The organism is Pseudomonas arvensis, assembly GCF_056688935.1.
Genome location: NZ_CP162038.1, coordinates 59,902 through 72,450, shown reverse-complemented (window position 1 = coordinate 72,450; position 12,549 = coordinate 59,902). Strand labels below are relative to the sequence as shown.

The window sequence follows — 12,549 nt, the reverse complement described above, 5'->3', positions numbered from 1 at the left end:
TCGCACCGCCCCCGATAGCAATCTAACAACCAACCAAAAACTTAAGCCGGAATTGCCTTGGCCTTAGCCTCACGATCCCAAACTCGATGCTGGGCAATCGCGGCAAAAAACGCCTTGAACGCTTTCGCATCCGAGCCAACGATCAGCCCGGCATCCGCTTCGAGCTTGAGCTGGTCCAACAACGGCTTCACATCACTGGCAACAGCAATCGCCTTCAAATGCTTGTACGCCTCCAGCAGGTAGTGCAACGCCACGCCATCCCCGCTCAACGCCTTGACCGAGTCTTTACCACCCGGCACGAACACCGCGTCAAAGGCCACCGACGGCAACCCTTCCATGGAAGCATCCACCGGCAGTTGCTTGCCATCCGCCGTGGTCACCGGTGCCGACGTCGGCCCCAGCACCTTGGCCTGCGCGCCTTCAGCTTCCAGCGCCTTTTTCAACGCATCAATCGCCGCACCATCAACCCCGTTGGCAGCCAGGATCGCCACTTTGCGCGTCTTGATATCACCCGACAGCAAGTTGGCCTGACTCAACGCAGGAGAGCGCGCCAACGACGACTCGCGCTGCGGCACAGTGCCTTTTTTCGGCGCCGGCAAACCCAGGTTCTGCGCCACGCGCTTAGCCAGTTCCAAGTCAATATTGGCCAGAATCTCGTTAACCTGCCGCGCACGAATGAACTCACGCTCTACCTTGCCCAGCTCAAAGCTGTAGGCCGCGATGATGTGCTCCTGCTCGTGCTTGCTCATGCTGTGGAAAAACAGACGCGCCTGGGAGAAGTGATCACCGAACGACTCGCTGCGCTCACGCACTTTATGGGCATCGATGCGCTCGTGATACGACTCAAAGCCGCCGTCCTGCGCCGCAGGCGGGGTTTCTTTCGGCCAACCGCCATCAATCGAATTCGGCTCGTAGGCAGCACGGCCCTTATCAACCGTGATGCGGTGCATGGCATCGCGCTGGCCATTGTGAAACGGCGCCACCGGCCGGTTAATGGGCAGTTCGTGAAAGTTCGGGCCACCGAGTCGGCTGATCTGCGTATCGGTGTAGGAAAACAGACGACCTTGCAGCAACGGATCGTTGGAAAAGTCGATCCCCGGCACGATATGGCCTGGACAGAACGCAACCTGCTCGACCTCGGCAAAGAAGTTATCCGGGTTGCGGTTGAGCACCATCTTGCCCAGTGGCGTAATCGGCACCAGCTCTTCGGGAATCAGCTTGGTGGGGTCGAGGATGTCAAAGTCGAAGGCATGCTCCTTGTCTTCCGGAATCACCTGAACACCCAGCTCCCACTCGGGATAGTCGCCGCCTTCAATGGACTCCCACAGGTCGCGACGGTGATAGTCGGTGTCTTTACCCGCCAGCTTTTGCGCCTCATCCCACACCAGGGAGCAGGTGCCGACCGTAGGGCGCCAGTGGAACTTGACGAAATTGGACTCACCCTTCGCATTGATAAAGCGAAAGGTGTGTACGCCGAAGCCCTGCATACTCCGTAGGCTTTTTGGAATCGCACGGTCGGACATGGCCCAGATCACCATGTGCGCCGACTCCGGCTGCAGCGAGACGAAATCCCAAAAGGTATCGTGGGCCGAGCCGCCGGTAGGAATCTCGTTGTGCGGCTCAGGTTTGACCGCGTGCACGAAGTCCGGAAACTTGATCGCGTCCTGAATGAAGAACACGGGCATGTTGTTGCCCACCAGGTCGAAGTTGCCTTCATCAGTAAAGAACTTCACCGCAAAACCGCGCACGTCACGCACCGTATCGCCGGAACCTCGCGGCCCTTGCACGGTGGAAAAGCGCACGAATACCGGGGTTTTATGCCCTGGGTCGCGTAGGAAACCAGCTTTGGTCAGCGCCGAATGGTTCTCGTAGGATTGGAAATAGCCATGGGCGCCTGTGCCGCGAGCATGCACGATGCGCTCGGGGATACGCTCATGGTCAAAGTGCGTGATTTTTTCACGCATGATGAAGTCTTCCAGCAGCGAAGGCCCGCGCGCGCCGACCTTCAAGCTGTTCTGGTTGTCGGAAATCTTCACGCCCTGGTTGGTGCGCAAGGCTTGGCCAGTGGCGTCTGAGCGGAACTGTTCCAGGCTTTGCAATTTGGCGTTGGTGTTGCCACGGTCCAGGGTGTCGGTGCCCGCAAGTTCACTCTTCGGCGGGGTGGCTGGCTTGTTGGTACTCATCAGTCAAAACTCCTTATTCAAAGTGGCCAGAGCGGTCCCCGGCTCGTTTGAGCAAAACCCCAGGCACGGCACCTGGGAAATCGAGTTGCTTTAGTAGTGACTGACGGGGTTTTGGGCCGTTCCTTTTTTATGACCTTTGATCGCGTTATTGCCAAATCACAGGTTGAATGCGAAATAAATGCTAAGAAACACTGGATGGACAGGCTAAAATGCGCGCCCGGCTAACCGCTGATCCCTTTTCAATGCGCCCCACAAGGTTCGCTACGTGATCGAGTTTCAAAACGTCCATAAAACCTACCGCGTCGCCGGTAAGGATATTCCCGCATTGCACCCCACCAGCCTGCGCGTCGAGAACGGCCAGGTGTTTGGCCTGATCGGCCACTCGGGTGCGGGCAAAAGTACATTGCTGCGCCTGATCAACCGCCTGGAAGAGCCCAGTGGCGGCCAGATCACGGTGGACGGCGAAGAAGTCACCGCACTGGACGCCAACGGCCTGCGCCGTTTCCGTCAGCAGGTCGGGATGATCTTCCAGCACTTCAACCTCCTGGCGTCCAAGACTGTCGCTGATAACGTGGCACTGCCGCTGACCCTGGCCGGCGAACTGTCGCGCAAGGACATCGACCTGCGCGTGGCTGAACTGCTCGCCCGCGTTGGCCTGTCGGACCATGCCAGGAAATACCCGGCGCAGTTGTCCGGCGGCCAGAAGCAGCGCGTCGGCATCGCACGTGCCCTGGCGACCAAGCCAAAGATCCTGCTGTGCGACGAAGCCACCAGCGCCCTCGACCCGCAAACCACAGCGTCGGTCCTGCAACTGCTGGCCGAGATCAACCGCGAGTTGAAACTGACCATCGTGCTGATCACCCATGAAATGGACGTGATCCGCCGGGTGTGCGACCAGGTGGCCGTGATGGACGCCGGCGTGATCGTCGAGCAAGGCTCGGTGGCGGACGTATTCCTGCACCCCAAGCACCCGACCACCAAGCGCTTTGTACAAGAAGCCGAGCAGGTCGACGAAGGCGAGCAGCGTGACGACTTCGCCCACGTACCGGGCCGCATCGTGCGTCTGACGTTCCAGGGCGACGCGACCTACGCGCCGCTGCTGGGCACCGTCGCCCGCGAAACGGGGGTGGACTACAGCATCCTCGCCGGCCGTATCGACCGAATCAAAGACATCCCCTATGGGCAACTGACCCTCGCGGTCACCGGCGGTGACATGGAAGCGGCCTTTGCCCGCTTCACCGCCGCAGACGTCCACATGGAGGTGCTGCGCTAATGGAAATGTTCCTGAGTTTCTTCGCCAATATCGACTGGTCCGAAATCTGGCTCGCCACCGGCGACACCATGATCATGCTGTTCGGCTCGCTGTTTTTCACCGTGCTGCTGGGCCTGCCGCTGGGCGTGCTGCTGTTCCTGACCAGCCCGCGCCAGCTGTTCGAGCAAAAGGGCCTGTACGCGCTGCTGTCGCTGATCGTGAATATCCTGCGTTCGCTGCCATTCATCATCCTGCTGATCGTGATGATCCCGTTCACCGTACTGATCACCGGCACCTCGCTGGGTGTGGCCGGGGCGATCCCGCCGTTGGTCGTAGGCGCTACGCCGTTCTTTGCGCGACTGGTGGAAACCGCCTTGCGTGAAGTTGATCGCGGCATTATCGAAGCCACCCAGTCCATGGGCGCCACCACCCGTCAGATCATCACCAACGCCCTGTTGCCCGAAGCACGCCCTGGCATCTTCGCGGCGATTACGGTGACAGCGATTACGCTGGTGTCCTACACGGCAATGGCCGGTGTGGTCGGTGCCGGCGGCCTGGGTGACCTGGCGATCCGTTTCGGTTATCAGCGTTTTCAGACCGACGTAATGGTGGTCACCGTGGTGATGCTGTTGATCCTGGTGCAAATTCTGCAAACCGTCGGCGACCGGCTGGTGGTGCACTTTTCTCGAAAATAACGGCCATTGCCGGTAAAAAGCCGGCACATGCCCGAACAAGGAGCTTGTTGGATGAAAAAACTACTGGTTGCTTTCGCCGCCGTTGCCGCGTTTTCCGCCCACGCCGAAACCATTACGGTCGCCGCATCGCCGGTGCCGCACGCGGAAATCCTCGAATTCGTGAAACCTGCCCTGGCCAAGGAAGGCGTGGACCTGCAGGTCAAGGTCTTCACCGACTACGTGCAGCCCAACGTACAAGTGGCCGAAAAGCGCCTGGACGCGAACTTCTTCCAGCACCAGCCGTATCTGGATGAATTCAACAAAGCCAAGGGCACTCACTTGGTGAGCGTCGGCGCGGTGCACCTGGAGCCTCTGGGCGCTTACTCCAGCAAGTACAAAAAATTGGCCGACCTGCCTGACGGCGCCAACGTGGTGATCCCCAACGACGCCACCAACGGCGGCCGTGCGCTGTTGCTGCTGGCCAAGAACGGCCTGATCACCTTGAAGGACTTGACCAACATCCTGTCGACCATCAAGGACATCACCGAAAACCCGAAAAACCTGAAGTTCCGCGAACTGGAAGCCGCCACCCTGCCACGCGTGCTGACCCAGGTCGACCTGGCGCTGATCAACACCAACTACGCCCTGGAAGCCAAGCTGGACCCGTCCAAGGACGCACTGGTCATCGAAGGCAGCGACTCGCCTTACGTGAACATCCTGGTCACCCGCGAAGACAACAAGGATTCGGATGCGGTGAAGAAACTGGTAGCCGCCCTGCACACGCCTGAAGTGAAGCAATTCATCGAAGAGAAGTACAAAGGCGCGATCAAGCCGGCGTTCTGATCCAACCCTCAATCTCCAAAACACTGGAGATCAAAAATGTGGGAGGGGGCTTGCCCCCGATTGCTGAGTGTCAGCCACTGTATCTAGTGACTGACCCACTGCTATCGGGGGCAAGCCCCCTCCCACATTTGCTTTGTGTTGTCTTCACTTGCGCTGCAACAACCCCGGCAACTGCGCCACCAGCTTCTGGTTGTTCAACGGCGCACGGATAAACCCACGCTGCGTCCCGTCCGGGCCGATCAACGCCAGGTTGCCGCTGTGATCGACGGTGTAGTTCGGCTTGCTGGTATCGGCCGGAATAAACGGAATGCTCACCGCATTCGACACCTTCTGCACATCCTCCACATTCGCGCCGGTCAGGCCCACAAATTGCGGATCGAAATAGCCCAGGTACTGCTTGAGCTGAGTCGGCGTGTCGCGATGCGGGTCAACGCTGACCAGGATCACTTGCAACTTATCCACAGCCTCCTTCGGCAGTTCGCTCTTGATCTGGCGCAACTGGGCGAGGGTGGTCGGGCAGATATCCGGGCAGAAGGTGTAGCCGAAGAACAACAGGCTCCACTTACCCTTCAACTCGTTGATGACCACCGGCTGGCCGTCCTGATTGGTCATGCTCACAGGCGGCAACTGCCGGCTTTGCGGCAGCAGGATGATGCCCGCGTCGATCAGCGCGGTGGGGTCGCCCTGGCCTTTGCCGCTGAGTACTTTGTTGACGGTCAGGCCCATGATCAACGCGACGATGGCCACCAGGATGAAGACGGTTTTTTGAGTTCGAGTCATAGGTTCAACAATAAGTAGTGGTCTACGAGCAGGGCGATAAACAGCAGCAGCAAGTACCAGATAGAGTACTTGAAGGTGTTGATCGCCGCGTGCGGCCGACCACCACGGTACAACACCCAGGCCCATTGCAGAAAGCGTGCACCCAACACCAGCGCGCACGCCAGGTACAACGGTCCGCTCATATGGATCACGTAGGGCATCAGGCTCACGGCCAGCAGGGCAAAGGTGTAGAGCAGGATATGCACCTTGGTGTAATGCTCGCCGTGGGTCACCGGCAGCATCGGGATGTCGGCCTTGGCGTATTCCTCCTTGCGATGGATGGCCAGGGCCCAGAAGTGCGGCGGGGTCCAGGCGAAGATGATCAGCACCAGCAGCAGCGGCTCGGCGCTGATGTGCCCCGTGACGGCGACCCACCCCAACAGCGGCGGCGCAGCGCCGGCCAGCCCGCCGATGACGATATTCTGCGGCGTCGCACGCTTGAGGAACCCGGTGTAGATCACGGCGTAACCGAGCAGCGAGGCCAAGGTCAGCCATGCCGCCAGGGCATTGGTGAACGCCAGCAACAGGCCCAAGCCTGCAACAGCCAGAAACAATGCAAAGGCCAGCGCCGCCATCGGCGACACCCGCCCTTGTGCCAGCGGCCGCTTGTGAGTGCGCGCCATCACCGCATCGATCCGCCGATCCACCACATGGTTGACCGCCGCCGCGCCGCCGGCACACAGGGCAATGCCCAGGTTGCCAAAAATCAGCACCGTCCATGGCACGCCGGCACGGGTCGCGAGGAACATGCCTACCAGCGAGGTGATGAGCATCAGCACCACCACTTTCGGCTTGGTCAGCTCCAGGTAATCACGCCAGATCGCCTGATCGTGACGCGCGCCGATCACGGTCGCCATGGCATCTCTCCTTTAAGGGTGATGAGCCCCGATACGTGTTTGCGCGGGATAAATCGCCAGCCGAACGGCGATTGATTGCGCACCCTGACCAGGCTGGTTCGCGCGTGGTAATTGACCAGCACCAGCGTCAGCAGCAAGCCAGCACCGCCCGCGTTATGCCCGACCGCGACCGCCAGCGGCAGGCCGAACGCTACATTGCTCACGCCCAGGCAGATTTGCGCAGCGAGGGCGATCAACAACAAGCCCGCCAGCCGCGTCATGCCCACCGCACGCAGTTGCCAGGCCAGGCCCAGCAGAACCAGGGTTACCAGCACCGCGCCGAGACGATGGGTCAGGTGAATGGCCGTGCGCGCCTCGCTGTCGAGTTGGCCGCCCAGGTAATTCGGACCGATGTGCTGGGTCAGGTGAAAGCCATTGGCAAAGTCGGCCGCCGGCCACCATTCGCCATGGCAGGTGGGCAAGTCGACACAGGCGACGGCCGCGTAGTTGGAGCTGACCCAGCCGCCGAGCGCAATCTGCCCGATCACCAACACCAACCCGGCCGTCGCCCAATATTGCAGGCGCCTGGGCACGATCAACGCGGGCAGCACGCCGGACAGGCGCAAGGTCAGCAAAAACAGCAGGCTCAATGTGGCAAAGCCGCCCAGCAGATGGCCCGTCACCACTTGCGGCCACAGCTTGAGCGTCACCGTCCACATGCCAAATGCTGCCTGGGCAAATACCACGGCCAGCAGAAACAGCGGCAATTTGACTGGCTGGCCAGGATCACGCCGGTGACTCCACGAGCGCGCCGCCAATAACACAATCAACAGACCCAAAGTGCCAGCAAAGTAGCGATGGGTCATCTCGGCCCAGCCTTTGTCGGCCTCCACCGGCGTGTCGGGAAAATGCAACTCGGCATGGGCCAACTGGGCCTCGCTTTGCGGCACGCTGATAAAGCCGTAGCAACCGGGCCAGTCCGGGCATCCGAGGCCGGCGTGGGTCAGGCGCGTGTAGGCGCCGAGCAGCACGACGATCAGCGCCAGCAAGGTGGCAAACAACGCGAGGCGAAATCCAGGTTTGGCCATGACGATGCCCTTATCCGATATTCGACAGTTTCAGCAGGTGGCGCAGGTCGTTGAGCAGGTCCTTGCCCTTGACCCTGGCGTCGTAGCGCAGCACCAGGTTGCCGTGGGGGTCGACGATCCACAGCTGCGCATCGCCCGGCGCGGCAGCGTTTTTGGTAAAGGTCGAAACATCCAGCGCGTAACGCTGCAATTGAGGGTATTCGGCTTTCAACCTGGTTTCGTAGTCGGCGCCCACCGGCTGCGCACTCGCCAACGCATGACTGGCGCGCGAGGCATCGCGCCCCAGGCCGATCTGCAATTGCCGGGCGAGGTACACCAGTTGCTGGCAATCGGCTGCACACGCCGTGGGCGCGGTGACCAGCAGTTGCCAGCGCTGTTCATCCGCTTGCACGCCAATGTCGGCTCGGGTCTGGCCATTGCCGATCATCTCGCCGTGATAACTGCGGCTGTCCGGCACCCAGAACTGCAGCTTGTACATAAAGGTGGCCAGCACCATCGGGCCGATCACCATCAGCAGGATCAGCAGCAGTTGCCAGCGGCCTTTGCGCCGATCGGGCAGGTCAGACATGTTGAGTCGATTCGTGGCCGCTCCCATGGGGATTCTCCTTCTTGTTGTGCGATCCGAGGTAGAGGTAAAGAACCAGCAGCGCCAGGGCCATGGCGAACCACTGCACGGCATAAGCCAGGTGTTTCTCAGGGCCCATGGCGACCACCGGCCAAGTCGTTTCATAGGTACCAGGGCCGACGTCAGCGCGCAGCTCATAGGCAAAACCGTTGCGACCCAACTCCGCCCACAGTGCCGTGGGATGCAGGGCGGTGAGCAATCGCGGCCATGGCGCGCCCGCCGGGTCGGCCTGCAACTGGAAGGCTTCGCCGGGAGCGACATACACCCAGGCATCGAGATTCAGCGGTTGTTCTGGTGTGGTGAAGGCGGGCGGGATGCGCCGATCCGGCCAGGGCAGCCAGCCGCGATTGAGCAACAACCACAGGCCGCTGGCCTGGTCGTGGAAGGGTTGCAGCAACTCGACACCGGCCTTGCCATCGCGCATGCGGTTGTCGAGCAATACGCTGTGATCGGCGTCGAATTGACCGCGCAGATGCACACGGCGAAATGCCGGATCTGTGGAGTCGTTGAGTTGAGCGCTGCTCATCGGCGCCGCCACGCGGCGCTCGGCGTAACTGTCGAGCAAGCGTTGCTTTTCATGCCCGCGTGTCAGCTGCCAGAACCCCAAGCCCACCATCAACGGCAGCAGCAGCAACACCACCACTGTCGGCGCAATACCGGGACGAAACTGTTTTATGGCGCTGGCTATACTTGTTTTCATTGCCCGCAGCTCTTCTTCAATGTCCAGGAGCCCGACCATGCTCAAAGCAGCCATTGCCCTGATGCTGATCGCAACTGTCGTGAGCCTGTTCAGTGGCTTGTTCTTTCTGGTGAGGGACGAGGGCAACTCCAATCGCCTCGTCACTGCCTTGACCGTGCGTGTCGTACTGGCCGTGATCACCCTGGCGCTGATCACCTGGGGATTTTTCAGCGGCCAGTTGGTTTCCCACGCGCCGTGGTAAGAAGCCTCACAGCACGTAAACGAAGAAAAACAGCCCGATCCACACCACATCCACAAAGTGCCAATACCAACTGGCCGCCTCGAAACCAAACTGATGCTCGGCGTTGAAGTGCCCACGCAGGACGCGCATCAGCATCACAAACAAAATGATCGTGCCGATGGTCACGTGGGCGCCGTGGAAACCGGTGAGCATAAAGAACGTCGCGCCATATACACCGGAGCCCAGCGTCAGGCCCAGCTCTTTATAGGCATGGATGTACTCCTCGGCCTGGAACCCGAGAAATGCCAGGCCCAGCAGCACGGTGAGCGCCAACCAGATCTTCAGCGCGCCGCGATGGCCTTTGCGCAGTGCGTGGTGAGCGATGGTAATGGTCACGCTGGAACTCACCAGCAGGATGGTGTTGACCAGCGGCAACCCCCACGGGCTGATGGTGCCCTCAGGGGCGGGGTAGAGTTTTGGGTCAGGATTGTTCAGCAACGGCCAGGCAAATTCGAAATTTGGCCACAGCATATGCGCGACGCCCTTCGAGCCTTCACCGGCCAGCCAGGGCGCGGACATGTGCCGCACATAAAACAGCGCACCGAAGAACGCGATAAAGAACATCACTTCGGAAAAGATGAACCAGCTCATGCCCCAGCGAAACGAGCGGTCCATCTGCGGGCTGTACAAACCTGCGCGGCTTTCCTTGATCACCGCACCAAACCAGCCGAACAACATGTAGGCGAGTAGCAGTTCGCCGACGAAAAAGATCCACGGGCCGTGGGATTCCGGGCGCGCCGCCTTGAGATCGTTGAACCACACACCCAGGCCATACACCGTGATCAGCAGTCCAAACGTGGCAATTATCGGCCATTTGCTCTGCGCCGGTACGTAGTACGTATCATGATTCGACATGTATTCACTCTCCCGATTGAGGGGGCAAACAGTAGCTAGCCGCCGGTGTGGGCAGCCACGGGCGGTTGGCGCGCAGTGATATCAAACAGCGTGTACGCCAGGGTCAAATGCTTCACATCCTTGGGCATGTCGCGATCGACAATAAAGCGCACCGGCATCTCGATACGCTCGCCTGGTTGCAACACCTGCTGGGTGAAGCAAAAACATTCAGTCTTGTGGAAATACATCGCCGCTTCGGCCGGGGAAATGCTCGGTACGGCCTGAGCAGTCATCGGCTTGTCGGTGGGGTTGTGGGCCACGAACAGCATCTCGGTCACGGCGCCGGGGTTGACCACCACCTCGTCGGCCTTGGCGTAGAAGTCCCAGACCATGTCGATAGCGTTGGTGGATAAGAACTGCACGCGCACCTGACGTGTCGGGTCCACCACTTGCGAACCCTCGTACTGCCCGGCGGTCTTGCCGTTGATGCCGAACGCCTTACACATCACGTCGTAGATCGGCACCAGGGCAAAGCCGAAGGCGAACATCGCCACCACCAGGATCAGCAGCCGAGTGACGAGGCGCTTGAGGGGCACGGAGTCAGCCATGGCGATCACCTAGGCCGAACTCGGTCAAGGTGGGAGAAGGCTTGCTCCCGATTGCGATTTCACAGCCAATGAAGTTGTAGGCCGATACACCGCCATCGGGGGCAAGTCGAATCGTCGCACCGCCCCTCCCACATTGACCGAGTTCGCGACACAGAACGGTGTTCATTTGACCTCCGGCGGCGTGGTGAAGGTGTGGTACGGCGCCGGCGAAGGCACGCTCCACTCCAGGCCTTCAGCCCCATCCCACGGCTTGGCCGGCGCCGGTGGGCCGCCACGGATGCACTTGATCACGATGAACAAAAAGAAGATCTGCGTGGCACCAAACATAAACGCGCCAATCGACGAGACCATGTTGAAATCGGCGAACTGCAGGTTGTAGTCCGGCACCCGACGCGGCATGCCCGCCAGCCCCACAAAGTGCATCGGGAAGAACGCCATGTTCATGCCCACGAAAGACAGCCAGAAGTGCAGCTTGCCCAGGGTTTCGTCGTACATGTGGCCGGTCCATTTCGGCAGCCAGTAGTAGGCCGATGCGAAGATGCCAAAGATCGCGCCGGGCACCAGTACGTAATGGAAGTGCGCCACCACAAAGTAGGTGTCGTGGTACTGGAAGTCCGCCGGGGCAATCGCCAGCATCAACCCGGAGAAGCCGCCGATGGTGAACAGGATCACGAAGGCCACCGCAAACAGCATCGGCGTCTCGAACGTCAACGAGCCTTGCCACATGGTGCTGACCCAGTTGAACACCTTCACACCGGTCGGCACAGCGATCAGCAGCGTGGCGTACATGAAGAACAACTCGCCCACCAGCGGGATGCCGACCACGAACATGTGGTGCGCCCACACGATAAACGACAGGAACGCGATGCTCGCCGTGGCATAGACCATCGAGGTGTAGCCGAACAGCGGCTTGCGCGAGAAGGTCGGAATGATCGAGCTGACGGCGCCGAAGGCCGGCAGGATCATGATGTATACCTCGGGGTGGCCGAAGAACCAGAACACATGCTGGAACAACACCGGGTCACCGCCACCGGCGGCACTGAAGAAGCTGGTGCCGAAGTGGATGTCCATCAGCATCATGGTCACGCAGCCCGCCAGCACCGGCATCACGGCGATCAGCAGGAACGCGGTGATCAGCCAGGTCCACACGAACAGCGGCATTTTCATCAGGGTCATGCCGGGCGCACGCAGATTGAGGATGGTGGCAACCACATTGATCGCGCCCATGATCGAACTGATGCCCATCAGGTGGATGGCAAAGATAAAGAACGTCACGCTTTCCGGCGCGTAGGTGGTGGAGAGCGGGGCGTAGAAGGTCCAGCCGAAGTTCGGCCCGCCGCCGGGGGTGAACAGCGTCGAAACCAGCAGCAGGAACGCCGCCGGCAACAGCCAGAAACTGAAGTTGTTCATGCGCGGCAGGGCCATGTCGGGCGCGCCGATCATCAGCGGGATCATCCAGTTGGCCAGGCCGACAAACGCCGGCATCACCGCGCCAAACACCATGATCAGGCCATGCATGGTGGTCATCTGGTTGAAAAATGCCGGTTCGACGATCTGCAGGCCAGGCTGGAACAGCTCGGCCCGGATCACCATGGCGAACGAACCGCCGAGCAGGAACATCGCAAACGCAAACCACAGGTACATCGTGCCGATGTCTTTGTGGTTGGTGGTCAGCACCCAACGCATCAAGCCCTTGGCGGGGCCGTGGGCATGGTCACCGGCGTGGCCATGGTCATCGATCACAGCGCTCATGGCCGTTCTCCTGCAAACGAATGGGCGGGGCGGGTCGGGGCAAACGCAATGAGGG

General features: G+C 60.4%; 13 protein-coding genes. 4 read left to right on the top strand and 9 right to left on the bottom strand.

Features of this window, described 5'->3' with window-relative positions:
• Positions 1 to 41 precede the first annotated feature (41 nt).
• A complete protein-coding gene (gene katE / locus AB3G88_RS00350; protein ID WP_158879304.1) occupies positions 42 to 2,183 on the bottom strand; it encodes a catalase HPII in 2,142 nt (713 codons plus the stop codon).
• A gap of 265 nt (positions 2,184 to 2,448) precedes the next feature.
• Here katE and AB3G88_RS00345 point away from each other — a divergent pair, with 265 nt between their 5' ends.
• The 3 genes from AB3G88_RS00345 to AB3G88_RS00335 are packed head-to-tail and all read left to right on the top strand — an operon-like array spanning position 2,449 to position 4,952.
• Positions 2,449 to 3,456: a methionine ABC transporter ATP-binding protein gene (locus AB3G88_RS00345; RefSeq protein WP_099586197.1), complete on the top strand. Its 1,008-nt coding sequence runs from the start codon at positions 2,449 to 2,451 to the stop codon at positions 3,454 to 3,456.
• The gene (locus AB3G88_RS00340; RefSeq protein WP_099586196.1) at positions 3,456 to 4,130 is read left to right on the top strand and encodes a methionine ABC transporter permease; all 675 of its coding nucleotides are present in this window, start codon (positions 3,456 to 3,458) and stop codon (positions 4,128 to 4,130) included. Before AB3G88_RS00345 ends, AB3G88_RS00340 begins: the two co-directional genes overlap by 1 nt.
• A 51-nt stretch (positions 4,131 to 4,181) precedes the next feature.
• Positions 4,182 to 4,952: a MetQ/NlpA family ABC transporter substrate-binding protein gene (locus tag AB3G88_RS00335; protein ID WP_480452714.1), complete on the top strand. Its 771-nt coding sequence runs from the start codon at positions 4,182 to 4,184 to the stop codon at positions 4,950 to 4,952.
• Positions 4,953 to 5,096: 144 nt separating this feature from the next.
• Here AB3G88_RS00335 and AB3G88_RS00330 read toward each other — a convergent pair whose 3' ends face one another.
• Genes AB3G88_RS00330 through AB3G88_RS00310 form a run of 5 tightly spaced genes read right to left on the bottom strand, consistent with a single transcriptional unit; the run spans position 5,097 to position 9,020 of the window.
• Positions 5,097 to 5,732, bottom strand: coding sequence for an SCO family protein (locus AB3G88_RS00330; RefSeq protein WP_112192858.1), 636 nt, complete (start codon positions 5,730 to 5,732; stop codon positions 5,097 to 5,099).
• Positions 5,729 to 6,628, bottom strand: coding sequence for a heme o synthase (gene cyoE / locus AB3G88_RS00325; RefSeq protein WP_099586193.1), 900 nt, complete (start codon positions 6,626 to 6,628; stop codon positions 5,729 to 5,731). Before cyoE ends, AB3G88_RS00330 begins: the two co-directional genes overlap by 4 nt.
• Entirely contained in the window at positions 6,616 to 7,695 is a 1,080-nt protein-coding gene (locus tag AB3G88_RS00320; RefSeq protein WP_099586192.1) for a COX15/CtaA family protein, read from the bottom strand. Before AB3G88_RS00320 ends, cyoE begins: the two co-directional genes overlap by 13 nt.
• 10 nt (positions 7,696 to 7,705) lie before the next feature.
• Positions 7,706 to 8,290 (bottom strand): PA_0111/PP_0108 family redox-active disulfide protein, encoded by a 585-nt coding sequence (locus AB3G88_RS00315; RefSeq protein WP_158879302.1) that lies wholly within the window; start codon positions 8,288 to 8,290, stop codon positions 7,706 to 7,708.
• Entirely contained in the window at positions 8,256 to 9,020 is a 765-nt protein-coding gene (locus AB3G88_RS00310) for an SURF1 family protein (RefSeq protein WP_480452710.1), read from the bottom strand. Before AB3G88_RS00310 ends, AB3G88_RS00315 begins: the two co-directional genes overlap by 35 nt.
• Positions 9,021 to 9,057: 37 nt before the next feature.
• Here AB3G88_RS00310 and AB3G88_RS00305 point away from each other — a divergent pair, with 37 nt between their 5' ends.
• A complete protein-coding gene (locus tag AB3G88_RS00305; protein WP_480452708.1) occupies positions 9,058 to 9,261 on the top strand; it encodes a twin transmembrane helix small protein in 204 nt (67 codons plus the stop codon).
• 6 nt (positions 9,262 to 9,267) lie between these two features.
• Here the strand turns inward: AB3G88_RS00305 and AB3G88_RS00300 are convergent, their stop codons facing one another.
• From AB3G88_RS00300 to ctaD, 3 genes are all read right to left on the bottom strand, one after another.
• Positions 9,268 to 10,155: a cytochrome c oxidase subunit 3 gene (locus tag AB3G88_RS00300; RefSeq protein ID WP_480452706.1), complete on the bottom strand. Its 888-nt coding sequence runs from the start codon at positions 10,153 to 10,155 to the stop codon at positions 9,268 to 9,270.
• Positions 10,156 to 10,190: 35 nt separating this feature from the next.
• On the bottom strand, positions 10,191 to 10,742 hold the full coding sequence (locus AB3G88_RS00295) for a cytochrome c oxidase assembly protein (RefSeq protein WP_099586188.1): 552 nt from the start codon (positions 10,740 to 10,742) through the stop codon (positions 10,191 to 10,193).
• A gap of 162 nt (positions 10,743 to 10,904) precedes the next feature.
• The gene (gene ctaD / locus AB3G88_RS00290) at positions 10,905 to 12,494 is read right to left on the bottom strand and encodes a cytochrome c oxidase subunit I (protein WP_099586187.1); all 1,590 of its coding nucleotides are present in this window, start codon (positions 12,492 to 12,494) and stop codon (positions 10,905 to 10,907) included.
• Positions 12,495 to 12,549 lie beyond the last annotated feature (55 nt).

Coding starts and splice junctions, on each gene's coding strand:
- katE (WP_158879304.1), bottom strand. CDS start 2,183: ATGAGTACCAACAAGCCAGCCACCCCGCCGAAGAGTGAACTTGCGGGC.
- AB3G88_RS00340 (WP_099586196.1), top strand. CDS start 3,456: ATGGAAATGTTCCTGAGTTTCTTCGCCAATATCGACTGGTCCGAAATC.
- AB3G88_RS00335 (WP_480452714.1), top strand. CDS start 4,182: ATGAAAAAACTACTGGTTGCTTTCGCCGCCGTTGCCGCGTTTTCCGCC.
- AB3G88_RS00330 (WP_112192858.1), bottom strand. CDS start 5,732: ATGACTCGAACTCAAAAAACCGTCTTCATCCTGGTGGCCATCGTCGCG.
- cyoE (WP_099586193.1), bottom strand. CDS start 6,628: ATGGCGACCGTGATCGGCGCGCGTCACGATCAGGCGATCTGGCGTGAT.
- AB3G88_RS00320 (WP_099586192.1), bottom strand. CDS start 7,695: ATGGCCAAACCTGGATTTCGCCTCGCGTTGTTTGCCACCTTGCTGGCG.
- AB3G88_RS00315 (WP_158879302.1), bottom strand. CDS start 8,290: ATGGGAGCGGCCACGAATCGACTCAACATGTCTGACCTGCCCGATCGG.
- AB3G88_RS00310 (WP_480452710.1), bottom strand. CDS start 9,020: ATGAAAACAAGTATAGCCAGCGCCATAAAACAGTTTCGTCCCGGTATT.
- AB3G88_RS00305 (WP_480452708.1), top strand. CDS start 9,058: ATGCTCAAAGCAGCCATTGCCCTGATGCTGATCGCAACTGTCGTGAGC.
- AB3G88_RS00300 (WP_480452706.1), bottom strand. CDS start 10,155: ATGTCGAATCATGATACGTACTACGTACCGGCGCAGAGCAAATGGCCG.
- AB3G88_RS00295 (WP_099586188.1), bottom strand. CDS start 10,742: ATGGCTGACTCCGTGCCCCTCAAGCGCCTCGTCACTCGGCTGCTGATC.
- ctaD (WP_099586187.1), bottom strand. CDS start 12,494: ATGAGCGCTGTGATCGATGACCATGGCCACGCCGGTGACCATGCCCAC.